This is a genomic window from Streptomyces sp. BA2, assembly GCF_009769735.1.
Lineage (GTDB): Bacteria > Actinomycetota > Actinomycetes > Streptomycetales > Streptomycetaceae > Streptomyces.
This window is the reverse complement of the sequence record NZ_WSRO01000002.1, coordinates 1,433,570-1,457,151: the sequence shown is the minus strand read 5'-3', so window position 1 is coordinate 1,457,151 and position 23,582 is coordinate 1,433,570. Positions and strand designations below refer to the sequence as shown.

Genomic DNA, 23,582 nt, shown 5'->3' with positions numbered 1-23,582 from the left:
ATGTTGAACTCAGAACCGCGAAAGTGTGTGTGCACGTTCCCATTTGATGTGTCCAACTGATCGATGACTCGGGAGAGATCCATGCCGGAGAACACCCCCAGAGGCCTGAGCGGGCTCGCCTTCGGTGGGGACTACAACCCCGAGCAGTGGCCGGAATCCGTCTGGCGCGAGGACATGGCGCTGATGCGCGAGGCCGGCGTCACGATGGTGAGCGTCGGGATCTTCTCCTGGGCCCTGCTCGAACCGTCGCCCGGCACCTACGACTTCGGCTGGCTCGACCGGATCCTGGGCCTCCTGCACGAGAACGGCATCCGCGCCGACCTCGGCACCCCGACGGTCGCGCCGCCCGCCTGGTTCTACCGCGCACACCCCGAAGCCCTGCCCGTCACCGCCGAAGGCGTGCGCTACGAGTTCGGCTCACGCGGCGCCATCTGCCACAGCAACACGGCCTACCGCGAGGCGTCAGCCGCCATCACCGAGCAGCTCGCCCGCCGGTACGCAGGGCACCCCGCGCTCGCCATGTGGCACGTCCACAACGAATACGGGGTGCCGGTCTCCGCCTGCTACTGCGCGTCCTGCGCCACCCACTTCCGGGCCTGGCTCGGGGCGGCGTACGGGAACGTGGAGGCGGTCAACGAGGCCTGGGGCACGGCCTTCTGGGGGCAGCGCTACGGATCCTTCGAGGAGATCGAACCGCCGCGCGTCACGCCCACGGTCGGCAACCCCGCCCAGGCCCTGGACTACCGCCGGTTCGCCGACGCGACCCTGCGCGAGAACTTCGTGCGGGAACGCGACATCCTGCACCGCCTCGCCCCCGGCGCCCCCGTCACCACCAACTTCATGACCGCGCTCAGCCAGTGCGACTCCCTCGACTACTGGGCCTGGGGCCGCGAGGTCGACCTCGTCACCAACGACCACTACCTGATCACCGACGGCCGCCGCACCCATGTCAACCTCGCCATGGCCGCCGACCTCACCCGCTCCGTCGCGGGCGGGGCTCCCTGGCTGCTCCTGGAGCACTCCACGTCCGGCGTCAACTGGCAGCCCCGCAACCCCGCGAAGGCGCCGGGGCAGATGGCCCGCAACTCCCTGGCCCATGTAGCCCGCGGCTCCGAAGGCGCCCTGTTCTTCCAGTGGCGGCAAGCGCGGCGCGGCGCGGAGAAGTTCCACTCGGCGATGCTTCCGCACGCCGGAACGGACTCCCGAGTCTGGCGCGAGGTCGCCGAACTAGGCGCGTCTGTGGGCGAGTTGGCGCCCCTCAAGGGCTCGCGGACCGTCGCCGACGTGGCGATGCTGTGGGACTGGCACTCCTGGTGGGCGCAGTCCCTGCAGTGGCGGCCCAGCGAGGACCACGACGCGCGCGAGCGCGCCGACACGTTCTACGAGGCCCTGTACGACCGCCACCTCACCGTCGACTTCGCCCACCCCGAGGCGGACCTGTCGGCGTACCCCTTGGTCGTCGTGCCCGCGCTGTACCTGGCGACGGAGGCAGCGGCCCTCAACCTCAAGGAGTACGTGGCGCGGGGGGGCACCCTCCTCGTCTCCTACTTCTCCGGCATCGTCGACGAGCACGACGCCGTGCACCCCGGGCCCTGCCCCGGCGCCCTGCGCGACGTGCTCGGCCTGACCGTCGAGGAGTTCTCGCCGCTGCTCGACGGACAGACGGTGCGCATCACGGGGCCCGACGGCGCCGAACTCACCGGGGACGTATGGACGGAGTTCGTCGTGCCGCGCGGCGCCGAGACCGTGTGGACGTACGCGGACGGCCTGGCCGCGGGGCGCCCCGCCGTCACCCGGAACCAGCTGGGGGAGGGCACGGCCTGGTACGTCTCCACGCGCCTGACCGCCCGCGATCTCGACGCCCTGCTCGCGACCGCCTGCGCCGACGCGGGCGTCACCGAGCACCCCGAACTCCCGCGTGACGTCGAGGTGGTGACCCGGCGCGGCGACACCGGCACCTATGTCTTCGCCATCAACCACACCGGGTCCGACGCCAAGGTGCCGCTCGACGCCCACGGCACCGAACTCCTCACAGGCGAGCGCGCCGCGGGCCACCTCGGAGTGCCCGCGGGCGCCGTACGGGTCGTCCGCCTCGACGGCTGACTCCGCCCTCTCACACGCAACGCCCGCCTTCCCCCCGTACCGCCAAGTCGAAGGGACATCGACGATGCACGGAAACGGAACATTCAGCTCAGGCAGCACCACCCGAAGAGCCGTCCTGGCAGCCACCCTGGGAGGCGCCGCCTTCGCGGCCCTGCCCGCCCGGTCCGCGAGCGCCGCGTCCACCCTCACCAACGGGGGCTTCGAGAGCGGCACCACCGGCTGGAGCACCTACGGCGCCACCGGCGCGTCCTTCGCGGAGGCGGGCGGCCGCACGGGCGGGCAGCGCCTGGCGCACTGGTCGGCTTCGGCGTACAAGGTCGAGACGTACCAGTACCTCACCGGCCTCACCAACGGCACGTACACGCTCACCGCCTGGGTCCGGTCCAGCGGCGGGCAGAACGCGGCATACCTGGCCCTCAAGAGCGGTTCCGCCGAGCAGCGCACCGACCTGCCGCCCACCCCGAACGGCGAGTGGCTCCGGATCGTCACCTCCGTCACCGTGACCGGCAATGCGTGCACGGTCCGCCTGTACTCCGACGCGAAGGCGGGGAACTGGGTCAACTTCGACGACATCACACTCACGCCTGGCTCAACAGGGCTGCCCATCAAGGGTGCTGACATCTCCTCACTCAAGAAGAGCGAGGACTTCGGCGGCGTCTACCGCACCGGATCGGGCGCCACGGCCGACGCCCTCGCCGTGCTCAGGTCCGCCGGGATGAACTACGCCCGCCTGCGCGTGTGGGTCGACCCCGCCGACGGGTACTGCGACAAGACCCGCGTCCTCGCCGTGGCCAAGCGCGTCAAGGCACGGGGCGTGAAGCTCCTCGTCGACTTCCACTACTCGGACACCTGGACCGACCCGGGCGCCCAGACGATCCCTTCGGCCTGGTCGGAACACTCGTACGCCCAGTTGAAGACCGACGTGTACGACCACACGTACGACGTCCTGAACGCACTCAAGGCGCAGGGCACCACCGCCGACATGGTGCAGATCGGCAACGAACTGAACGGCGGCATGCTGTGGCCCACCGGCTCGACATCCAACTGGTCGCAGCTGGCGGGTCTTCTGACGGCGGGGGCCACCGCCGCGAAGGCCGTCGCGTCCGGCACGCGGGTCGCCCTCCACCTCGCCAACGGCGGAGACAACGCCCTGTACCGCACCTGGTTCGACAACGCGGTCTCGCGCGGCGTGCCCTTCGACCTCATCGGCCTGTCCTTCTACGGCTACTGGCACGGAGCCCTCTCCGACCTCCAGGCCAACCTCGACGACCTCGCGACGCGGTACGCCAAGCCGCTCTTCGTCGCCGAGACCGCCTACCCCTTCCGTCTGGACAGCGACGACGACTGGGAGAACGTCATCGACAAGGCCGAGGAGCTCGTCGGCGGCTACCCTGCCACCGAGGCGGGTCAGGCGGCCTGGTTCCGCGACATCCAGAGCGTCGTCGAGGCGGTCCCGGCAGGCCGTGGCCTGGGCGTCTTCTGGTGGGACGCCACCTGGACCGCCGTCGAGGGCAACGGCTGGGACCCGACGGACCCCTCCACGGGCAACGCCTGGGAGAACCAGGCGCTGTTCGACTACGACGGCGTGCCCACCGAGGCGATGAGCGCCTTCGCGCACCGCTGAGTCAGGGGGCTCAGGCCCGCATCACAAGACGGTCCACCGCCGGGTTCCCCGAGCCGTAGGGGACCGGCAGAAGTCCGGAGTCCCCGGCCGCGTACAGCGCCTGTTCGAGACCGCTGATCAGGGGCTGTACGTCGACCGGCGGGCGGACCACAAGGCGCAGGAAGCGGCTGGAGCTGCCGATCTTGTTGCCGCACTCGCGGACCAGGATGCCGTGCTCCGCGAGCAGCCGGTCGCGCAGGACCGCTCCGTCGACGCCGTCGGGCAGCCGCACGTACACGAAGTTGCCCTGCGAGGGATAACTGGTGAGGCCGGGGAGCCGGCCGAGGTGCCAGATCATCTCCTGGCGGTCGCGCCGCACCTGACGCAGGCTCAGGTCGTAGGCGTGGCGGTGCTGTCTCAGCATGAACACCACTGTCTCCGCGAAGGAGTTGAGGTTCCACTTCGGCAGGGCGGCGCGCACCCGGCCGGCCAGGCCCGGATTGGCGACGAGATAGCCGAAGCGCACGCCGTGCAGTCCGAAGTTCTTGCCGAGGCTGCGCAGCACGATGACATTGGGCCGCAGAACGGCCTCGTCGGCGACGCTCGACTCCGGTCCCGCGTCGGCGAACTCGAGGAACGACTCGTCCACGACGACCAGGTCCAGATCCTGCAGCGCGTCGAGCAGCGAGAGCACCGAGCGGCGCGGCAGCAGGCCTCCGTCCGGGTTGTTGGGATTGCAGATGACGGCTGTGCGGGAGCCGCGGGCGCGTACGAAGCCGACGTACGCGGCGGGGTCGAGCGCGAAGCCGTCGGCCTCCGGAAGCAGGAACATGTCGACGCGCTTGCCGGTCTCCATCGACTGATCGGTCCACCGCCCGAACGTCGGCACGGGAACGGCGAGCGCGTCGCGCACCAGCAGGTGGTCGATCCAGGTGATGAGCTCGGTCGAGCCGTTGCCCATCACGACGGTCTGCGGATTGAGCCCGAGCACGGCACTGAGCTCGGCGGTGATGGTGTCCGCGCCGCTCGGGTAGTACGTGAGGATGTCCCGCAGCCGTCCGCCGAGCTCCTCGTACATCTCGGGCGTGGGGAAGTACGGATTGCACGGGACGCAGAAGTCGACGAGCGGTCGCCCGCTGTCCGCCGCCGCCCTGTTCAGCGCGGAGTACGAGGGGCTGTGCGCGGTGGACGCGCGGAAGAGGGCGGTGACGCTGCCCGCGTCTGCCATGGGAGGCCTCCGGGTGGGGGAGGGTGGTGTCTCCCGTACATACGTACGCGGGCGAGGGCACGCTCAACCGGTGAGGCAGGTGAGGCAGGTGAGGCAGGTGAGGCAGGTGAGGCAGGAGAGGCAGGAGGGGCGGGTGAGCCCCCGCCCTGGGAGGCGGGGGCTCATGCCGGGGGGCAGGTGCCAGGTGTTAGAGCGTGCCGGAGGCGGCGATGGCGACCTCGGCCTTGGTGGCGCCCGACTGCGAGCCGAAGCTCTCGATCTTCTTGACGAGGGCCAGGCTGTCCTCGTCCGCGACCTCACCGAAGACCACGTGCTTGCCGTCGAGCCAGCTGGTGACGACCGTGGTGATGAAGAACTGCGAGCCGTTCGAGTCGGGGCCGGCGTTGGCCATCGAGAGCAGGCCCGGCTTGGTGTGCTTGAGCTGGAAGTTCTCATCGGCGAACTTCTCGCCGTAGATGCTCTTGCCGCCCGTGCCGTTGCCGGCGGTGAAGTCGCCGCCCTGGAGCATGAAGTCCGGGATGACGCGGTGGAACTTCGAACCCGCGTAACCGAAGCCCTTCTCGCCGGTGGCGAGCGCGCGGAAGTTCTCCACGGTCTTCGGCACGACGTCGTCGAAGAGGTTGAACGTGATGCGGCCTTCGGGCTTGCCGTCGATGGTGATGTCGAAATAAGCCTTGATTGTCATGGTCCTCATCCTGTCATTGCCCTGTCCCCGCCCGCCAACCGAACCCCCCGAACAGCCTGGCAAACCCGTTTGACCAGGCATGATGCTGTTTGGGCTCAGTCGGTCCCGATCCTCATGAAGGTGATCGAATTCGCCGGGAAGGTGTACGAGAACGAGTCGGACACGCCCTTGAACGTCGAGGCCACCGGCTTGACCGGCGTCGCGTCCTTCGTGTTCTCGGCTGCCGGGTCGGCGGCGAGCGTGGTCACCTTTGCGCTCGGCCCCGCCTTCGTGCCCGAGCCCAGGGCGATCTTGGTGCGCGCATCCGACCCCTGCGCGTTGACGACCTTGACGATGAGGTCACCGGTGGCCTTGTCACGCGTGACGACCTGGCGGAACGGCTCGGCGGGCTTGTCGTCCGTGAAGGAGCCCCATTTCTTGCCGTCGAGGAAGAGCGTCACCTGACGTCCGCGCACCTCCACGCGCAGGTCGTAGGAGCGGCCCGTCTCGATGGTCGTCGTGTCCTGGACCATGGTCTGCTTCGCACCGTCGACGGTCTTCTCGACGGCTGACTGGCTGTTGTTCCAGCCGCCCAGGTTCCACCAGTAGTGGTTGCCGGAGTCCTTGACCCCGAAGGCGACCATGAAGCCCTCCTTGCCGGACTTCTTGGTGGCCTTCACGTTCAGGTCGTAGTTCTGCCAGCTCTTGTCGCCCGCCGTGACCAGGGTGTTCTCCGCGGCCTCGTCGGACTGGACGTAGGCGCCGTCCTGGACGGTCCAGGTGCCCTTGTCCGCCGCCTTGCTCCACCGGCCGTCACCGCCGGAGAAGTCGTCGGCCAGGAGCGTCTCGCCGTTCTCGCCGGTGACCTTCACGTCGTCGTACGCGGCGCTGGTCGCCCAGGTGGACAGGCCGACCGCGCCGGTGATGGGGCCGGACGTGGCGGGGGTCCCGGAGGCGGTGGACGGCACGACCTCGTCGCCGACGTTGCGCATGAAGAGCTTCTGGGTCTCGTAGTTGGCCGAGCCCCATGACTGGTCGTTGTCGTACCAGATCATGTTCGGCTTCCACTGCACGTAGTCCTCGTTGGCGAGCAGCGGGGCGTACGAGGCGAGCTTGACGACGTCGGCGTTGCGTTCAAGGCCGGTCATGAAGGCCGCTTCGGACAGGGCGTTGGAGAACTTGTTGCCCTGCGAGGCGTACTCGCCGAGGAAGACCTTGGGGCCCTCGCGGTCGTAGGAGTCGTAGCGGTCGTTGTTCTCCAGGAACCACTGCGGGCTGTTGTAGTAGTGCTCGTCGACCATGGCGACGTCCGCGTCGCGGCCCAGCTGCCAGGCCTTGTCGAAGGTCGAACCACTGTCGTCGGGACCGGAGTTGGAGATGACGGTGATGTCCGGGTACTTCGCCTCGATGGCCGCCCGGAACTCCTTGAAGCGGGCGAAGAACTCCTCGGGGAGGTTCTCTTCGTTGCCGACCGCCAGGTGGGTGAGGCCGAAGGGCTTCGGGTGGCCCATCGCCGCCCGCTTCTTGCCCCACTCGCTCGTCGCCGGGCCGTTGGCGAACTCGATGAGGTCCAGGGTGTCCTGGATGTGCCGCTTGAGGAGGGCCGGATCGTCGGTGGCCTTGTTCTGGCCACAGCCCGTCACCAGGGCGGGCACGACGGGCAGCGGCATGGCGCCGGTGTCCTCGGCGAACTGGAAGTACTCGTAGTAGCCGAGGCCATAACTCTGGTTGTAGCCACAGAAGTTGGCGTTCGTGGCGCGCTGCTCGACGGGCCCGATGGTGTCCTTCCACTGGTAGGAGCGCTTGCGCTGCCAGCCGGACTTCTCGTCGTACGCCTCGTGGGAGCCGGTGTTGACCAGGCAGCCGCCGGGGAAGCGCAGGAAGCCGGGGTCAAGGCCGGCGATCTTCTCGGCGAGGTCCTTGCGCAGGCCGTTCGCGCGGCCCTTGTAAGTGTCGCGCGGGAAGAGCGATATCTCGTCGAGCGCGACGGGGGCGCCGGAGGCGACCGCGAGCCGGCCGGTGGCGGAGGTGCGGCCCGCTGTGAAGGAGGCCTTGTACTTCGCCCAGCCGCCGCGCGCGGTGACACGGCGGGCCGGGGCGAGTTCGCCGGAGGAGTCGCGCAGGGTGAGGGTCAGCGGAGCCTTGCCCGTCCCGCCGTTCCCTGTCCCGCCGGTGCGGGCCCAGACCGAGAAGCCATAGCGCTTGCCCTTGGTGACCGCGATGCCGGTGTTGTAGCCGGAGTTGGTGACGGACGAACCGCCGTCCAGGGAGAGGTAGTTGCGGTTACGGGCATTGAGGCGGCCGTCGTCGTTCACCACCCTGGCGGCACCTGAGGTGTCCCATGAGGTCAGCGGCTTGTAGGCGGCGTTGTCCGCGGTGGAGTACTCGAAGGAGCGGTTCTGGACGAGCTCGGCGTAGAGGCCGCCGTCCGCGGCGCGGTTGATGTCCTCGTAGAAGACGCCGTACATCGAGTCGTCGATCTTCGCGCCGGTCCGGGTCGTGTCGACGTCGATGGTGTAGTCGGTGGGCTCGGCCGCGGCGGTGGGCCCCGCGGCGAGCGTTCCGGCGAGCAGGGCCCCCAGGGTGATCCCGAGTCTCCATCGTCTGCGTGCCATGCGTACCCCAGTCTTGAGCGACGTTTGTGCGGTATTTCGAACGCTGATCAGTAGGTCGAACGGCAACTTAGGCAGTGGGGAGCGGCGCGTCAACGCATCGCGCAGGAAGTGGCCGAGGTGCGTCCTGGGGTTCGCGATGTCGAACAACTTCCAAGTGATTCCGGGGACTTCACCACCGGCTCTGTCCGAACCGTTGACGTGCACGGCGTTCGACCTTACGGTCCCGTTCGAAGTTGCGAGCAGCATTCGAAATATCGAACAGAAGTGAGCCGCAATGTCACCACCCCTCCCGAGCCGACGAGGTGTGCTCGGCGGCATCGGAGCGCTCGCCGTCGCGGGCAGCTTCGGACTCGCCGCCGCGAACCGCAGCGCATCCGCGATCGCGTCGGACGCGGACGTACGGGTCCGCTACTGGAACCTGTTCTCCGGCGGCGACGGCGCCAACATGATCGCGATGCTTGACGCCTTCCGCGCCGCGAACCCCCGCGTCGACGTCAAGGACTCGACCCTCCAGTGGGGCAATCCGTACTACACCAAGCTCGCGATGGCCGCCTCGGGCAATCGCGCCCCCGACCTCGCGGTGATGCACCTGGGCCGGATACCCGGCTTCGCTCCCGGACAGCTCCTCGACCCCTGGGACGTGCGGCTGCTCGCCAAGTACGGTGTGCGCGAAGCGGACTTCGACCCGGTGCTGTGGAAACGCGCCGTGGTCGACGGCAAGCTCTACGGCCTTCCCCTCGACATCCACGCCCAGCTCTGCTTCTACCGCAGGGACGTGTGCGAGAAGGCGGGACTGCTCGACGCGGGCGGGGATCTGGCCGAGGTCACCTCGCCCGAGGACTGGTTCAAGGCGCTGAAGGCCGCCAAGAAGGCCGTCAAGGGTGACGTCCACACCATCGGCATCAAGGCCGACGAGCCGAACTTCTCCTGGTGGTTCTTCCTCTCCTTCTACACCCAGCTCGGCGGCACCTGTCTCAGCGCGGACGGCCGCGACGTCACCCTCGACACGGACAAGGCCACCCAGGTCCTTGAGTTCCTGCGCCGGCACCTGACCGACGGCTACTCCACCGCGATCGGCATCGCCGACGGCGAGTCCTTCGTCAACGGCTCCGCCTTCACCTGGGAGGGCAACTGGTCGGTGCCCGTCTTCAGCGGCGCGAAGCTCGAGTACGGCGCGACGCCGCTGCCGCCCGTCTTCGGCGAACCGGCCACCCACACCGAGTCGCACTGTTTCGTCCTGCCGCACCAGTCGCAGCGCGGCGGTGTCACCAACGAGGGCGCGCACCAACTGGCCGCGTACGTCGTCAAGAACGCCACGGCCTGGGCGCGGGGCGGCCACATCCCCGCCTACCTGCCGACCCTTGACGACAAGAAGTATGTGTCGCTCAAGCCGCAGTCCGAGTACGTCTCGGCCATGGATCACATGGCGGTCGAGCCGCCCGCCTGGTTCGCGGGATCCACCGGGCTCCTCGCCCAGCGCATCGGCCCCGTCATCGCCTCCTCCAACGTCGGCTCCGCCAAGCCCGACGCCACCGCGCGGCGCATGAAGGACGTACTCGAAAAGCTGGTCGCGATGAAGAACCCGATGGAAGGCCGTTCCGCCACCGAGGGAGGGTCCGCCGCATGAGCGCCGTCGACACCGCGGTCGCACCGGCCGCTGTACGGTCCGTCCCCGCGACGGAGGCCGATTCGCTGCGGGCCCGGCTGACCCGTCGCGTGCAGCACGGCGGCTGGTTCGTCGCCCCGTTCATGGTCCTGTTCGCGCTGTTCGTGCTGCTCCCGATCGGCCGCGGCCTGTGGCTGAGCTTCACCGACGCCAACATCTCCGGCACGGGCGAACGCTTCGTGGGCCTCGACAACTACCGCGAGGCTCTCGACAGCCCGCTCCTGTGGGACTCGCTCGGCCACAGCGCGTACTTCACCCTGCTCGTGGTGCCCTGCATCGTCGTCCTCGCGTTCCTCCTCGCGATGCTCGCCCACCACATCGAGCGCGCCAAATGGCTGTGGCGGCTGTGCTTCTTCGCCCCCTTCCTGCTGCCGTCGACGGTCGCGGGGAACCTCTGGCAGTGGCTGTTCAACCCGGCCACCGGAATGATCAACCACGTCTTCGGGCTCGACACGCCCTGGTTGACCCAGAAGTCCACCGCCCTGCTCGCCGTCGTGATCACCACCCTGTGGTGGACGGTCGGCTTCAGCTTCCTGCTCTTCCTCGCGGCGCTGCAGAACATCCCACGGCATCTGTACGAGGCCGCCGAGCTCGACGGCGCCGGTGCCTGGCAGCGGATGGTGCACATCACCCTGCCGATGCTGCGCAACATCACCGGCCTCGTGATCACGCTGCAGATACTCGCCTCGCTCCAGGTCTTCGACCAGGCCGTGGTGATGCAGGACTTCGGCCCCGGCCCTGAGGAGAGCACCAGGACCTTCGTCCAGTACACCCTCGAAGAGGGCTTCACCGCCTATCGCGTGGGCTACGCCTCGGCGATCTCCATCATCTTCTTCGTGCTCATCGCGGCCGTCGCCCTCGGCCGGATGTGGCTCCTGCGCAAGCGTGAGGAGGGCGTGCGATGAGCACGGCCATCGTCGTACGGAAAAGCGGCCCCAAGAGCCGCAAGAAGAAGTGGACCCCGAGCCAGATCGTGCTCACCGCGCTCGGCGTCCTGGTCTCCGCACTGTGGATGACGCCCCTGCTGTGGGCCCTGTTCACGTCCCTGAAGTCGGAGACAGAGGCCGTCGAGGTGCCCACCCACTGGGTGCCGGAGGAGTGGACGGGCCAGGCGTGGAAGGCGCTCTTCGAGAGTGGCAACATCACCAACTGGTTCGTGAACTCGGTCGTCGTCTCGGTCTGCGTCACCTTCATCGTGGTGTTCGTCAGCGCGCTCGCCGGGTACGGCTTCGCGCGCACCGAGTTCCGGGGCAAGAACGTGCTGCTCGGCCTGGTGATGGCGGGCCTGATGGTGTCGCCGGCCGTGCTCGGCGTCCCGCTCTTCACGACCGTCCAGTCCATGGGGATGGTCGACACCTACTGGGGCATGATCCTGCCGCAGTGCGCGCCCGCCGCGATGGTCTACATCCTCTACAAGTTCTTCCAGTCGATCCCGCACGAGCTGGAGGAGGCCGCGTACATCGACGGGGCCGGACGCTGGCGGGTCTTCTTCACCATCGTCCTTCCGCTGTCCAGGCCCTCGCTCTCGGCCGTCGGGATCTTCACGTTCATCGCGTCCTGGAACAACTTCCTGTGGCCGTACATGGTGACCAACAACCCCGACCTGATGACGATGCCGAACGGCATCGCGACCGTCATGAACTCCTACGGGATCCAGTGGGCGCAGCTGATGGCGGGCGGCCTTATGGCGGGGCTGCCCCTGATCGTCGTCTTCGTCTTCTTCCAGCGCCAGATCGTCAGCGGCGTGGCGCATACGGGCCTGGCCGGGCAGTAGCCGACCCCTCACCGCCCGGCCCTCTCACTGCCCGGCCCTCACCGCTCCGGTGGGCGCCGGGCGGTGGTCTCCCGGGGTACGAGCCGATGGCTGAGCGTGGTGGTCGCACCGCCGTCGGCGCCTGAGCCCGGCGCGGACTCGATGATGTGCCGGGCGGCCAGGGAACCCATCTCGTACAGCGGGAGGCTCACCGTGGTCAGTCCGATGTGCCGGGCGACCCGGAGGTCATTGATGCCCGCGACGGAGATCTCGCCCGGTACGTCGATGCCCGCCTGACGCAAGGCGCCGAGCACGCCGACCGCGACCTCGTCATTGGCCGCGAGGACGGCATCGGGCAGCGGCCGGCGCGCGATGAGCCGCAGGGCCGCGGCGTGCCCCGCCTCGTGGTCGAAGCCGCCCGGCACGCACCGCGCGCTCTCGCCGAGGCCTGCCTCGCGCATGCGGGCGAGGAAGCCCTCCCTCCGCTGCTGGGTGACCGTCATGCCGGGCGGCCCCTCGACGAACGCGATCCGGCGGTGGCCCAGCGCGACGAGGTGGTCCGTGACGTCGTGGGCGGCGGCGTGGTTGTCGACGGTGATCGTCGGGCAGCCGAGGTCGCGGTCGGCGAGTGACACGGCCCGGATGCCCTGCTCCTGCGCCTGGCGGACGGCCTTGAGCAGGGCCGGTCTCTGCGGGTCGTCGACGTGACCGCTGCCCGCGAAGACGACCCCCGCGGCGCGGTAGTCCCGCATCGCCTGCAGCCGGCTGACCTCCGTGGCCGTGCTCCGGTCGACGTTGGACAGCATGGTCACGTAGCCGGCCCGGGTCGCCACGTCGTCCACACCGCGGGCGATCACGGAGAAGTACGGGTTGACGATGTCGCTCACGAGTACTCCCACGAGGCGGCTGTTGGGCGAGACCATCGCCCGCGCGAGGGCGCTCGGCGAGTAGTCCAGCTGCTCGGCCGCCGCGATGACCTTGGCGCGTGTCTTCGCCGAGACGGGATGGTCGGACCCGCTCAGCACCCGCGACGCGGTGGCCACGGCCACCCCCGCCGCCCGGGCGACATCCACCAGTGAACTCATGGCCCACCCCCAGAGGGAAACGTTTGCCTCAACATGGCACAGGGAGCGGCGAGTGTGCAACGGTGCGACACAACGGCCATGTCGGTGGCCTGAGTTGACCCCTTGACGTTGCCCCGGACCGGCTCGCTACCATCCGAGAAAGGAAGACGTTTTCCTAGGCGATGACCTTGGAGAACGTGACGAGAACGAGAAGTCGACCCGAGCAAGTGACCGAAGCAAGTGGAGGAACCGAAGGGGGAGATCATGCATGACTGGACCCGCGTGAAACGGCTCGCCGCTGTCGCGCTCCTGTCCGTCGTCACCGCGACCGCCTGTGGCGGCCCTGGCACCCACATCCGCGCGGACGGGAAGCTCTCGTTCACCGTGGCGCTCATCGAACCGGACCTCACGACCGTGCCGCTCCTCGCGGCCGTAGACACCCTCCGCGACCAGGGGCACGAGGTCGACGTCGTGGAACTGGCGGAGCCCGAACTGGCCGTCGAGGGGCTGGCCAAGGGCGACTACGCGATCTCGGCCGAGGCGACGGGCCCCGCGTTGAGCGCCATCGAACAGAACGCCCCCATCAAGATCATCGCCGATGTCGTCGGCAACCAGTGGGCGCTGTACGGCAGTTCCGCCGTCTCGTCCTGCGACGACCTGAACGGCCGCCCGTTCGGCATCTTCAGCGAGGGCGCGGTGGCGACCGCCATCGCCAAGGACTGGGTGGACGCCGAGTGCGGTGCGGGCAAGCGCCCCGACTACCTGACCATCGGTGGCTCGGACGTGCGCGCGCAGGCCCTGGCCTCGGGGGAGATCGACGCGACGCCGCTGGAGATCTCCGACGCGGTCTCCCTGGAGTCGTCGGGCGCCACCGGGCTCACCAAGGTCGTCGACTTCGCCGAGAGCCTGCCGGACCTGCATCCGCAGACCGTGTACGCGAACGCCGCTTTCCTCACCCGACACCGGGAGGTGGCGCAGGAGTTCGTCACCGCCCTGGTGCGGGAGCACGGCAAGATCAACGCCGACCCGCGGCACCTGGTGGAACTGTCGAAGAAGTATCTGCCGGACGAGGACCAGGAGGACGTGGCGACGACCGCACGGCGCTACCGCGACGCGAAGCTCTTCGACGCGGCGGCCCTGACGCGCCGCAACGTCCAGGGCACCATCGACTTCTTCGCCCGCGCCGGCGTGATCGCACGGGGGATGACCACGCGGGACGCGGCCGACCTCAGCTTCATCGAGGAGGCGTCATGACGGTTCATCAGGGAGCCCATCAGGGACGCGTCGTGACGGCCGCGGCGGCTCGCCGACGGGTCCTGGACGCCAACTGGCCCTACCAGCTCCTCACGTTCGTGGTCTTCGCCACGGCCTGGGAGCTCTACGCCCGCGAGCGGGGCGGCCTGCTCCTGCCGGGCTTCGCCGAGACGGTCCTGGCCACGGCCGGGCTCCTCACCGACGCGGAGCTGTGGCACGCCCTGTACGTCAGCAACCAGGCGCTCGTCCTCGGCTTCGCCCTCGCCCTCGCCGTCGGCGTCCCGGCGGGTATCGTCCTCGGCCGGTTCAGGCTGCTCGAGCGGTACACGGACGTCTACCTCAACATCCTCCTCGTCACCCCCATGGCCGCGATCATTCCGCTGCTCGTGATGTCGGTGGGCGTGGGGCTGACCTCGCGGGTCCTGCTGGTCACCGTCTTCTCGGTCGTGATGGTGGTGGTGAACTGCCGGGCCGGTGTGCGACAGGTGGATCCCTCGCTGATCGAGATGGCCCGCTCCTTCGGGGCCGGCGAACGGCAGATCTGGACCCGGATCCTGCTGCCCGGCGCCCTCCCCGCGGTCATGACCGGCGTCCGGCTCGGCATCGGCCGCGCGGTCACCGGCATGGTCATCGTCGAACTGCTCATGGTCTCCGACGGGTTGGGCGGTCTGATCCTGAAGTACCGCGGCCTGCTCAAGGCGCCGCAGCTCTACGGCTCCGTCCTGATCATCCTGGCGGAGGCGCTGCTCCTGATCTCTCTCGCCGGGTGGGGCGAACGCGAGCTGACCCGATGGGCACGGACACAGACGGCAGGAGGCACTCGGTGATCGCGATCCAAGGACTGGGCAAGAGCTTCGTCGGACAGGACGGCACCACCGTCCAAGCGCTGCGGGACGTGGACCTGGAGGTGGGCGCGAACGAATTCCTGACCGTGCTCGGGCCCAGCGGCTGCGGGAAGACCACCCTGCTGAAGGCCGTTGCCGGTCTTACCCCCTGGGACGCCGGCGACATCCTCATCGACGGCGCACCGGTGCGCGGCCCCGGCCCCGACCGCAGCGTCGTCTTCCAGAACTTCGCGCTGCTGCCCTGGGCGAGCGTCCTCGACAACGTCGCCTTCGGCCTGCGGATGCGCGGTGTCGGCCGGGCCGAACGCGAGGAGCGTGCCCGTTCGCTGATCGGGACGGTGGGCCTCGCGGGCTTCGAGAGCAAGCTGCCCGGCGAGTTGTCCGGCGGCATGCAGCAACGCGTGGGCATCGCACGGGCGTTGGCCGTGGAACCCCAGGTCCTGCTCATGGACGAGCCGTTCGGAGCGGTGGACGAGCAGACCCGGCGGCTGCTTCAGGAGGAGCTTCTGTCGATCTGGGAGGAACACCGGCTGACCGTCGTGTTCATCACCCACAGCATGGCGGAGGCCGTGCTCCTCGGAGACCGCGTCGTCCTGATGAGCGCCCGGCCCGGCCGGATAGCGGACATCGTGCCCGTGGACCTGCCCCGGCCGCGCTCCGCCGACGTCGCCTCGCTGGAACGGTCGGGCAGGTACACCGAGATCACGGCGTACCTCTGGGAGCGGCTCCGCGAGATGCACACCGAGCACCGCCCGTCGAAGGTGGCCCGGTGAACGCGCCGGCCGCACCGATCAGCCTCGCGGTCGGCGCCATGGCCTGGGAGCTGACCGGGCGCCTGGCGGACGCGTCGTTCTTCCCGCCGCTGAGCACGGTCCTGGCCCGGCTGCGCGAACTGGCCGCCGAAGGACTGATCTACGCCAGTCTGCGCGACAGCCTCGTCAACCTGGCCCTGGGGTTCGCCATTTCCCTCGTAGCTGGCCTCGCCATCGGCATGGCCATGGGCCATTGGCGAAAGGCCGACGCCGCGCTCGGCGTGTATGTGTACGCGCTCCTGACGGCCCCGTCGCTGGTCTTCGCACCGGTCTTCTTCGCCCTGCTCGGCGCGGGCCGTGCCTCCGTCGTCGCGGTGGTGGTCATGTACGCGATGTTCGTCATCATCGTGAACACGGCGTCGGCCGTGCGGTCCGCCCCCGCACAGCTGGTGGAGATGGCGCGCTCCTACGGCGCGGGCGAAGGGCAGGTGCTGCTGCGCGTCGTGCTGCCGGCCACCGCCCCCATGATCATGGCCGGCGTGCGTCTCGGCATCGGCCGCGCCGTCACCGGAATGATCAACGGCGAGATGTTCATCGCCGTCGTCGGCCTGGGACACGTCGTCACCGAGGCGGGCGGGCGCTTCGACAGCGCGGGCGTTCTCGCCGTGCTCCTGGTCGTGATCGCGGTCGCGCTCGGAGCCACCGCGCTGGTCCAGGCCGTCGACCGCAGGGTCACCCGCTGGGTTCCGAAGACGTCGAGGGGATACCGATGAGCGTCCACAAGCTAGACGCGTACAGCCACATCCTGCCCGCGCCGTACTTCGCGCGCATGCGCGAGCTCGCCGTCGACACGGGTGCCCTCAAGCGGTGGCTCGAACTGTCCGCGCTGCACGATCTCGACGCGCGGCTGCGGATGATGGACGAGTTCGGCGAGGGCTACCAGCAGGTGCTGACGCTGTCATCGCCGCCGATCGAACTGCTCGCCGGGCCGTCCGCGTCACCGGCCCTCGCGCGGCTCGCCAACACGTCGATGCACGAGCTGTGCGCGCGTCACCCCGACAGGTTCCCGGCGTTCGTCGCGGCTCTGCCGATGAACAACCCGGATGCCGCGCTCGCCGAACTGGCCTTCTCCATCGATGACTTGGGGGCGCGCGGCGTGCAGGTGTTCACCAACGTCAACGGCAGGCCGCTGGACGACCCGGCCTTCCGGGCCGTGTTCGCCGAGATGGCGGCGCGGGATCTGCCGATCTGGATGCACCCGACCCGCAGCGCCGCCTTCGCGGACTACGCCACCGAGGACACCTCCGCGTACGAGATCTGGTGGGCACTCGGCTGGCCCTACGAGACCAGCGTCGCCATGGCCCGGCTCGTCTTCTCCGGCCTGCTCGAGCGGCACCCGGACATCAAGATCATCACCCATCACCTGGGGGCGATGATCCCCTACCTGGAAGGAAGGATCGGCCTGGGCTGGAGCGACCAGCTCGGCAGCCGCACGGCCGGCGAGGACTTCGAGCGGCTGCGCCGCGAGCGATTGCCGCAGCGGCCGCTGGACTACTTCCGCCGGTTCTACGCCGACACCGCGCTGTCGGGCTCCGCCATCGGCACCCGGTGCGGCCTGGACTTCTTCGGTGCCGGCCACGTTCTGTTCGGCACCGACTGCCCCTTCGACCCCGAGGGCGGACCGCTTTACATCCGCGAGACGATCCGCGTCATCGACGCCCTTGACCTCACGGACACCGCACGCGACCAGATCTATCACCGCAACATCCGGCGCCTGATGCGGCTGCCGGACGAAGGGGTGTGACGACCCATTGACCCCCGGCGGCGCCCGCCTTACCGTCTGTCCGGGAAATCGTTCAACGTCCGGTATATCGAACCAAGTTGAGGGGACCATGACCCGTACCGCCCGCTTCACCCTCGACCCCGCCTTCGCCGTGGGCGAGGTCGACCCGCGGCTCTTCGGCTCCTTCGTCGAGCACCTCGGCCGCTGCGTCTACACCGGCATCCACGAACCGGGCCACCCCTCGGCCGACGAGGCGGGCCTGCGCACCGACGTGCTCGGCCTGATCCGCGAACTCGGCGTGACCACCATCCGCTACCCCGGCGGCAACTTCGTCTCGGGGTACAAGTGGGAGGACTCCGTCGGCCCCGCCGACGAGCGGCCGCGCCGCCTCGACCTCGCCTGGCACTCCACGGAGAGCAACCGCTTCGGCCTCTCCGAGTACATGGCCTTCCTCCGCAAGCTCGGCCCGCAGGCCGAACCGATGATGGCGGTGAACCTCGGCACGCGGGGCGTCGAAGAGGCCCTCGAACTCCAGGAGTACGCCAACCACCCTTCTGGCACCGCGCTTTCGGACCTCCGTGCCGCGCACGGCGACAAGAACCCCTTCGGCATCCGGATGTGGTGCCTGGGCAACGAGATGGACGGCCCGTGGCAGACCGGCCACAAGACCGCCGAGGAGTACGGACGCCTCGCCGCCGAGACCGCACGCGCGATGCGCCAGGCCGACCCGGACGTCGAGCTGGTCGCCTGCGGCAGTTCCGGCCAGTCCATGGAGACCTTCGCCGCGTGGGAGGCCACGGTCCTGGCCGAGACCTACGACCTCGTCGACCACATCTCCCTGCACGCCTACTACGAAGAGACCGACGGCGACCGTGACTCGTTCCTCGCCTCCGCCGTCGACATGGAGTCCTTCATCGAGAACGTCGTCGCCACCTGCGACCACGTAGGCGCCCGCCTGAAGTCCAAGAAGAAGATCAACCTGTCCTTCGACGAGTGGAACGTCTGGTACCAGTCCCGGCCGCACCCCGAGGTCGAGAAGAGCCTGCGTGGCTGGCCCGAGGCACCGCGCCTCCTGGAGGACAACTACACCGTCACCGACGCGGTCGTCGTCGGCTCGCTCCTGATCGCCCTCCTGCGGCACGCCGACCGGGTGGCCGTCGCCTGCCTGGCCCAGCTGGTCAACGTCATCGCGCCGATCCTGACCGAGCCGGGCGGCCCGGCCTGGCGGCAGACCACCTTCTTCCCCTTCGCGCAGGCCTCGCGGCACGGCCGCGGCCAGGTCCTCGACGTACGCGTGGACTCGCCCGAGCACGCGACGCCGAAGTTCGGCGACGTGCCCCTGCTGCACGCGACGGCCGTACGCGCCGATGACGGCACCGTCACGGTCTTCGCGGTCAACCGGAGCCAGAGCGAACCACTGCCCCTCGAAGTCGCCCTCCACGGCCTTGAGTTGACGAGCGTCATCGAGCACAGCGCCCTCGCCGACGCGGACCCGGACGCCCGCAACACCCTCGCGGAGCCGGAGCGCGTCACCCCGCACGGCGTCACCGGGACAGCAGTCCAGGACGGCACGTTGCGCGCCGTCCTGGAGCCGCTGTCATGGAACGTGATCCGGCTGGGATGAGCCCCGGCCCTGAGGGGTCAGAGCTTGCCGGCGCCCGCCCCGTTCGTCACCGTGCCGACGACGGACGAGGCGGGCTCGGCCGTGTAGGTGTACGGCGGCTTGGTGAAGTCGCCCGCTTGGGAGATCTCGGTGGCGGCGCCCCCGAGATCGTTGCCCCGCGCGACCGCGTAGCCGTCCTCGTCGCTGCTGCGGCTGGTCGTGATGGCCACCTTCGTGTCGCGGAAGACGTTGTTCTCGACCAGCATCCGCGCACCCATCCGGGAGTGCGCCCCGGTGTCCGCGCCCTGGACGTAGTTGTCGTAGAAGTGCCCGGTGCCGAAGCGCAGGCTCGGGATGCGCGAGTAGATGTTGCTGAAGTGGTTGTGGTGGTAGGTCACCTTCAGATGACCGGTGTCCTCGTCGCCGTTGTTGTCGCTGTGCCCGACGAGAGAGCCCTTGAAGTGGTCCTTGAAGGTGTTCCAGGAGACGGTGACGTCGTCGGAGGCGTGCGTGATGTCGAGCAGGCCGTCGTAGTGGTCCTTGTCGTGCTCGCGGTCCGCGGAGAAGGAGTTGTGGTCGATCCACACCTTCGTGGACTCCTGGACCGTGATCCCGTCGGCGGGCGCGACGGGCTTGCTGATGTTGAGGTTCTGTACGACGACGTTGGTGGCCTCCTTGATGCGAAGACCGCCGCCGGTGAACCCGGAGGCCGAACCGACGCCGAGCACCGTGGTGTGGGAGCCGATGTCGACCTGACCTGACAGGGAGATCAGACCGTCGACCCTCACCACCTTGGCGCTGTTGCCTCCGACCGCGGCCTTGAACGCCGCGAGCGTCTTCACCGTGGTGGCGGTCGCGTTGCCGCCGCCCGTGGTGCCGGCGCCGAAGCCGACCGCCTGGCCCGCGACCGCCGCCGCGGGCTTCGGCGTCGTGACGCCGCTGCCGCCGGCCCCGGACGTCTCGGCGGCGTTCCCGCTCCAGGCGACCGCCCCGACGATCGCGGCCCCGGCCACCGCGGCCACGCCGATCCGCCTGGCCCTCGCGCTCGTCCCGCGCGCTCCGTGCATGAGTTGTCCTCCGGTCATTCGGGGGGTGGGTCGGTCCCGCCCCCTTGCCTGTCGCCGCGGGCACGGCGGACGTTGCCGCCGCGCCCGCTTCTGTTACGGGGCGGCCACCGGCCGCCGCCCCGCAGGCACCACCTCGTCCGAGAGCGGAAGACCGAGACGGGCCACCGCCCCTGCGACCAGGCGCGACATCTCGAGGGCTCCCCGCTCCTGGAAGTGGGTGTTGTCCTGCACGCCGTTCGGGAAGTTGGGGTACTGGCCCGGAGCCAGCCACAGGAACACCCCCTTGGACGCCTCCACGCCGAGCTCCGTCAGATACCGGCGGCTGAGCTCGGAGAGATCGACCAGCGGGGCGTCCTCCTCATCGGCCACGGCCCGCGCGGCGGCCACGTACGCGGGGAAGGACACCTTGAACTCGCCGGTGCTCGCGTTGAACTCACGGCGTGAGACAGGCGTGACGACCACCGGCACCGCTCCGCGGGCGCGGGTGGCCCTGATGTAGTCCTCGCGCAGGTACTCCTTGTAGTCCTCCGGCGAGGTGTAGCGCTCCGGGTTGCTCACCGTGGCGTCGTTGTGGCCGAACTGCACGAACAGATAGTCGTCCGGGCGGATCACCTGGTGGATGGCGGCGAGTCGTCCCTGCTCGATGAACGAGCGTGAACTGCGCCCGCCGATGGCACGGTTGGCGACCGTGACGTTCTTGGTGAAGGAGCGGGGAAGCAGCTGGCCCCAGCCCGCCTCGGGGTAGAAATTCGCGTTGTAGGTCTGCGCGGTGGAGTCACTGGCGATGTACAAGGTGGTGACGGCCCGTGCGTCCGCGCCGTCGCGTCCGGTGGCGGCGGCGGTGCCGGGCGCCGACAGGACGGCGCCGCTCGCGCCCAGTGCGGCGGCGGTGCCGACCAGGAAGCGTCTTCGGCTCGTGAGGGTGATCAGCGGGGGAACTGCGCTGTCTGTGCTGTCCGCGTTGTCTGTGCTGCCTGAGTTGCGGCCCATCGGGCACTCCTGACAGGGAAGAGGGGTGTGCAGGTCCGGGGCGGGGATCAGGCCGGCTTCAGCTGCCACTGCTGGCAGTTGTTGTTGAGCCAGGACCACTGGCGTACGTCGGCTCCGTCCGCCGCCGAGCAGTCGGCGACGTCGGCGACCTTGCCGGTGGCCTGACTGGTCAGGCGGACCCAGCCCGCGTCGGTCGTGACGAGGCGGAACCTCTGACAGGTGTTGTCCAGCCACGACCACTGGCGCAGATCCGCCCCGTCGGCGGCGGAGCAGTCGGCCGTGTCGAGCACCTTGCCGCTCGCGACGTTCACCAGGCGGCTGGTGTCGTCGGCGCGGTCCTCGATCCGCCACTTCTGGTTGCTGCCGCCGTCGCAGCTCCACTGCTGGACGTTGGCGCCGTCGGCGGTCGAACCTCCGGCCACCTCAAGGCACTTGCCGCTGCCGCGATGGGTGAGGGTGTACGCCGCGGGGGTGGCCGCAGACTCGCCCGAAGGGCCCGCGCGGGTGGTGCCGAGCGCGACCGGCTTCCCGAAGGCCGGGGTGCCGTCGGCGTTCCAGGTGAACTTCTGCGCCCGTGTCGTACGGCCGTTGTCGCAGCCGTCGGACGCGGAGTCGTTGGCGTGGTAGACGATCCAGTCCTCGGTCCCGTCCGGCGACTTGAAGAAGCCGTTGTGGCCGGGGCCGTACACGCCCGCCGCGTCGTCGCGCTGGAAGACCGGCGTGGACTTCTTGGTCCAGGACGACGTGGCCAGCGGGTTCGAGCCGGTGAGTTCGAGCTGCCCCAGCTTGTAGTCGGGGGTCATGCAGCCGCTCGCCGAGAAGATGACGAAGGTCCTGCCGCCGCGCTGGAGCACCTCGGGGCCCTCGTTGACGTTCGAGCCCGCCTTCTCCCAGGCGTGGGTGGGCGAGGAGATGGTGGTGAAGGCGCCGCTGACCGTGTACGGGTTGGACATGGGGGCGATCAGCACGTTCTGGTTGCTGCCCTGCCAGGCGCTCGCCAGGAGATACAGCTTGCCGCCGACCGTCATGACGCTGCCGTCGATGAGCCAGCCGCTCTGCGAGGAGTGCTGCAGCCGGTTCTTGTAGTGGTAAGGGCCCTGGGGGTCGGAACCGTCGCTCTCCAGGACGTGCAGGCGCTGTGAGCCGAACTCGGAGCTGTCCTCGCCCGCCGTGTAGTAGAGGTACCACCGGCCGCCGGAGAAGTGCAGCTCCGGCGCCCAGATGTTGCAGCAGCGCGAGGCGTTGTCCGCCTTGCCGTCCCACACCTGCACGCTCGGCGCGGTGGCCAGTCCCGCCAGGGTGGGCGACTTGCGCATGGTGATGACGTGGGTCCAACTCGTCGTCACCAGGTAGTAGTTGCCCTGGTGGTAGGAGATCCAGGGGTCGGCGCCCTTCTGGGCCTTGACCGGATTGGTGTACGGGCGGCCCTCGGCGGCGGGGGCGGACTGCGCCACGCCGACGCAGAGGAGGAGGGCCGCGAGCAGGGTCAGTAGGCGACGGGCCATCCCGAGCTCCAGTTCAGGAGGTTGACGCCGAGCTTCGGGGTGCCGTTGTCCTGGCCGTCGTAGTAGTGGTAGACGAGCAGGTCGCCGTCGGTGTCCTTCATGACCGACTGACCGCCGGGGCCGATGTAGCGGCCGTGGGTCTCCTGGACCGCCGTGCCTCCGTTGTTCATCATGCTGACGCCGTTCTTGTCGACGTACGGCCCGGTGACGCTGGAGGAGCGGCCCACTTTGATCTTGTACGTGGAGCTGGTGCCCGCGCAGCACGTGTCGTACGAGGCGAAGAGGTAGTAGTAGCCGCCCCGTTTGACGATGTAGGGCGCTTCGACGGCCTTGGTGCCGGTGGGGCGCGAGGCCAGCGAGCGGCGGGCCGTGTCGCCCGCGTACTGCTTGCCCGTGGAGGGGTCGACCCTGATCATCTTGATCCCCGTCCACCAGGAGCCGAAGGACAGCCACCACTTGCCGTCGTCGTCGACGAAGAGGTTCGGGTCGATGGCGTTGTAGTCGCTGGACGTGGTCGAGGTGTAGACGGAGCCGCGGTCGGTCCAGGAGCCCGGCTCGCCCGTGGTGGAGGTCGCCAGGCCGATGGCTGACTTGTTCGAGCCGAACGACGAGACGGAGTAGTACATCAGGTACTTGCCGCCGTGGTACGAGATGTCCGGTGCCCAGACGTCCCCGGTGGAGTTGTAGTTGTTCCACCAGCTCGGCCGCGTGGGGAAGGCGGAGCCGCTGCGGCCGAAGGCGATCCGGTCGGTGGAGGTGCGCAGTTGCAGGCCGTCGCCGGTCGAGTAGAGCAGGTACTTGCCGGACGAGGTGCGGGCCAGGGTCGGGTCGTGCACGACGATGTCGCCGGTGACACGGCCGGGGTTGGGGTAGGCGGAGGCGCTGCTCGGGATGAGGGCGAGCAGGGCGGCGGCGGGCAGAGCGACGAGGGCTCTTCGTCGGAAGGCGGTGGGGGTGCGGCTCACTTGGGTCTCCTTCGAGGGTGGGGGACCGCCGCCGAATGCGTCCGATATTTCGGACAGCGATCGTGTCATCGGACGGGACCGTAGAATCGAAGCGCTTGCGCGTCAACGGTTCACACAGGCCT

19 protein-coding genes are annotated in these 23,582 nt (G+C 69.2%); 11 read left to right on the top strand and 8 right to left on the bottom strand.

Annotated elements, in window-relative coordinates:
* Positions 1–81: 81 nt before the first annotated feature.
* Both E5671_RS09100 and E5671_RS09095 read left to right on the top strand, forming a co-directional pair.
* Positions 82–2,103 (top strand): beta-galactosidase, encoded by a 2,022-nt coding sequence (locus tag E5671_RS09100; RefSeq protein WP_160503333.1) that lies wholly within the window; start codon positions 82–84, stop codon positions 2,101–2,103.
* A 64-nt stretch (positions 2,104–2,167) separates the two neighbouring features.
* Positions 2,168–3,727, top strand: a complete 1,560-nt coding sequence (locus E5671_RS09095) for a glycosyl hydrolase 53 family protein (RefSeq protein ID WP_160503332.1) — start codon at positions 2,168–2,170, stop codon at positions 3,725–3,727.
* A gap of 10 nt (positions 3,728–3,737) precedes the next feature.
* Here E5671_RS09095 and E5671_RS09090 read toward each other — a convergent pair whose 3' ends face one another.
* From E5671_RS09090 to E5671_RS09080, 3 genes are all read right to left on the bottom strand, one after another.
* A complete protein-coding gene (locus E5671_RS09090; RefSeq protein ID WP_160503331.1) occupies positions 3,738–4,934 on the bottom strand; it encodes an aminotransferase class I/II-fold pyridoxal phosphate-dependent enzyme in 1,197 nt (398 codons plus the stop codon).
* Between the two features lie 187 nt (positions 4,935–5,121).
* Positions 5,122–5,619 carry a peptidylprolyl isomerase gene (locus E5671_RS09085; protein ID WP_160503330.1) on the bottom strand — a complete coding sequence of 166 codons (498 nt, stop codon included), beginning with the start codon at positions 5,617–5,619 and terminating at the stop codon, positions 5,122–5,124.
* 95 nt (positions 5,620–5,714) lie between these two features.
* Positions 5,715–8,213 carry an alpha-L-arabinofuranosidase C-terminal domain-containing protein gene (locus E5671_RS09080; protein WP_160503329.1) on the bottom strand — a complete coding sequence of 833 codons (2,499 nt, stop codon included), beginning with the start codon at positions 8,211–8,213 and terminating at the stop codon, positions 5,715–5,717.
* Between the two features lie 274 nt (positions 8,214–8,487).
* Here E5671_RS09080 and E5671_RS09075 point away from each other — a divergent pair, with 274 nt between their 5' ends.
* The 3 genes from E5671_RS09075 to E5671_RS09065 are packed head-to-tail and all read left to right on the top strand — an operon-like array spanning position 8,488 to position 11,653.
* The gene (locus E5671_RS09075; protein WP_160503328.1) at positions 8,488–9,840 is read left to right on the top strand and encodes an extracellular solute-binding protein; all 1,353 of its coding nucleotides are present in this window, start codon (positions 8,488–8,490) and stop codon (positions 9,838–9,840) included.
* Positions 9,837–10,784, top strand: a complete 948-nt coding sequence (locus E5671_RS09070) for a carbohydrate ABC transporter permease (RefSeq protein WP_160503327.1) — start codon at positions 9,837–9,839, stop codon at positions 10,782–10,784. Before E5671_RS09075 ends, E5671_RS09070 begins: the two co-directional genes overlap by 4 nt.
* Positions 10,781–11,653 (top strand): carbohydrate ABC transporter permease, encoded by an 873-nt coding sequence (locus tag E5671_RS09065; RefSeq protein ID WP_160503326.1) that lies wholly within the window; start codon positions 10,781–10,783, stop codon positions 11,651–11,653. Before E5671_RS09070 ends, E5671_RS09065 begins: the two co-directional genes overlap by 4 nt.
* A 38-nt stretch (positions 11,654–11,691) precedes the next feature.
* On the opposite strand, the gene E5671_RS09060 is transcribed toward E5671_RS09065, so the two are convergent.
* A complete protein-coding gene (locus tag E5671_RS09060; protein WP_160503325.1) occupies positions 11,692–12,717 on the bottom strand; it encodes a LacI family DNA-binding transcriptional regulator in 1,026 nt (341 codons plus the stop codon).
* Positions 12,718–12,960: 243 nt separating this feature from the next.
* Here E5671_RS09060 and E5671_RS09055 point away from each other — a divergent pair, with 243 nt between their 5' ends.
* The 6 genes from E5671_RS09055 (at position 12,961) to arfA (ending at position 18,954) form a co-directional block, all read left to right on the top strand.
* Complete coding sequence (locus E5671_RS09055; RefSeq protein WP_237330139.1) at positions 12,961–13,950, top strand: ABC transporter substrate-binding protein; 990 nt, start codon at positions 12,961–12,963, stop codon at positions 13,948–13,950.
* Positions 13,947–14,777 carry an ABC transporter permease gene (locus E5671_RS09050; RefSeq protein WP_160503324.1) on the top strand — a complete coding sequence of 277 codons (831 nt, stop codon included), beginning with the start codon at positions 13,947–13,949 and terminating at the stop codon, positions 14,775–14,777. The genes E5671_RS09055 and E5671_RS09050 overlap by 4 nt, the downstream gene beginning before the upstream one ends.
* Positions 14,774–15,568 carry an ATP-binding cassette domain-containing protein gene (locus tag E5671_RS09045; protein WP_160503323.1) on the top strand — a complete coding sequence of 265 codons (795 nt, stop codon included), beginning with the start codon at positions 14,774–14,776 and terminating at the stop codon, positions 15,566–15,568. The genes E5671_RS09050 and E5671_RS09045 overlap by 4 nt, the downstream gene beginning before the upstream one ends.
* The gene (locus tag E5671_RS09040) at positions 15,565–16,320 is read left to right on the top strand and encodes an ABC transporter permease (RefSeq protein WP_336605714.1); all 756 of its coding nucleotides are present in this window, start codon (positions 15,565–15,567) and stop codon (positions 16,318–16,320) included. The genes E5671_RS09045 and E5671_RS09040 overlap by 4 nt, the downstream gene beginning before the upstream one ends.
* Entirely contained in the window at positions 16,317–17,351 is a 1,035-nt protein-coding gene (locus E5671_RS09035; protein WP_160503322.1) for an amidohydrolase family protein, read from the top strand. The genes E5671_RS09040 and E5671_RS09035 overlap by 4 nt, the downstream gene beginning before the upstream one ends.
* A gap of 88 nt (positions 17,352–17,439) precedes the next feature.
* Positions 17,440–18,954 carry an arabinosylfuranosidase ArfA gene (gene arfA / locus E5671_RS09030; protein WP_160503321.1) on the top strand — a complete coding sequence of 505 codons (1,515 nt, stop codon included), beginning with the start codon at positions 17,440–17,442 and terminating at the stop codon, positions 18,952–18,954.
* 17 nt (positions 18,955–18,971) lie between these two features.
* On the opposite strand, the gene E5671_RS09025 is transcribed toward arfA, so the two are convergent.
* From E5671_RS09025 to E5671_RS09010, 4 genes are all read right to left on the bottom strand, one after another.
* Positions 18,972–20,000: a pectate lyase family protein gene (locus E5671_RS09025; RefSeq protein ID WP_160503320.1), complete on the bottom strand. Its 1,029-nt coding sequence runs from the start codon at positions 19,998–20,000 to the stop codon at positions 18,972–18,974.
* Positions 20,001–20,093: 93 nt separating this feature from the next.
* Positions 20,094–20,990, bottom strand: a complete 897-nt coding sequence (locus tag E5671_RS09020; protein WP_160503319.1) for a rhamnogalacturonan acetylesterase — start codon at positions 20,988–20,990, stop codon at positions 20,094–20,096.
* 47 nt (positions 20,991–21,037) lie between these two features.
* Entirely contained in the window at positions 21,038–22,495 is a 1,458-nt protein-coding gene (locus tag E5671_RS09015) for a family 43 glycosylhydrolase (protein ID WP_160503318.1), read from the bottom strand.
* On the bottom strand, positions 22,477–23,460 hold the full coding sequence (locus E5671_RS09010) for an arabinan endo-1,5-alpha-L-arabinosidase (protein WP_336605713.1): 984 nt from the start codon (positions 23,458–23,460) through the stop codon (positions 22,477–22,479). The genes E5671_RS09015 and E5671_RS09010 overlap by 19 nt, the downstream gene beginning before the upstream one ends.
* Positions 23,461–23,582: the final 122 nt, after the last annotated feature.

Bases quoted from the DNA above. Each gene is read 5' to 3' on its own strand.
- E5671_RS09100 (WP_160503333.1), top strand. From the start codon at position 82: ATGCCGGAGAACACCCCCAGAGGCCTGAGCGGGCTCGCCTTCGGTGGG.
- E5671_RS09095 (WP_160503332.1), top strand. From the start codon at position 2,168: ATGCACGGAAACGGAACATTCAGCTCAGGCAGCACCACCCGAAGAGCC.
- E5671_RS09090 (WP_160503331.1), bottom strand. From the start codon at position 4,934: ATGGCAGACGCGGGCAGCGTCACCGCCCTCTTCCGCGCGTCCACCGCG.
- E5671_RS09085 (WP_160503330.1), bottom strand. From the start codon at position 5,619: ATGACAATCAAGGCTTATTTCGACATCACCATCGACGGCAAGCCCGAA.
- E5671_RS09080 (WP_160503329.1), bottom strand. From the start codon at position 8,213: ATGGCACGCAGACGATGGAGACTCGGGATCACCCTGGGGGCCCTGCTC.
- E5671_RS09075 (WP_160503328.1), top strand. From the start codon at position 8,488: ATGTCACCACCCCTCCCGAGCCGACGAGGTGTGCTCGGCGGCATCGGA.
- E5671_RS09070 (WP_160503327.1), top strand. From the start codon at position 9,837: ATGAGCGCCGTCGACACCGCGGTCGCACCGGCCGCTGTACGGTCCGTC.
- E5671_RS09065 (WP_160503326.1), top strand. From the start codon at position 10,781: ATGAGCACGGCCATCGTCGTACGGAAAAGCGGCCCCAAGAGCCGCAAG.
- E5671_RS09060 (WP_160503325.1), bottom strand. From the start codon at position 12,717: ATGAGTTCACTGGTGGATGTCGCCCGGGCGGCGGGGGTGGCCGTGGCC.
- E5671_RS09055 (WP_237330139.1), top strand. From the start codon at position 12,961: ATGCATGACTGGACCCGCGTGAAACGGCTCGCCGCTGTCGCGCTCCTG.
- E5671_RS09050 (WP_160503324.1), top strand. From the start codon at position 13,947: ATGACGGTTCATCAGGGAGCCCATCAGGGACGCGTCGTGACGGCCGCG.
- E5671_RS09035 (WP_160503322.1), top strand. From the start codon at position 16,317: ATGAGCGTCCACAAGCTAGACGCGTACAGCCACATCCTGCCCGCGCCG.
- arfA (WP_160503321.1), top strand. From the start codon at position 17,440: ATGACCCGTACCGCCCGCTTCACCCTCGACCCCGCCTTCGCCGTGGGC.
- E5671_RS09025 (WP_160503320.1), bottom strand. From the start codon at position 20,000: ATGCACGGAGCGCGCGGGACGAGCGCGAGGGCCAGGCGGATCGGCGTG.
- E5671_RS09020 (WP_160503319.1), bottom strand. From the start codon at position 20,990: ATGGGCCGCAACTCAGGCAGCACAGACAACGCGGACAGCACAGACAGC.
- E5671_RS09015 (WP_160503318.1), bottom strand. From the start codon at position 22,495: ATGGCCCGTCGCCTACTGACCCTGCTCGCGGCCCTCCTCCTCTGCGTC.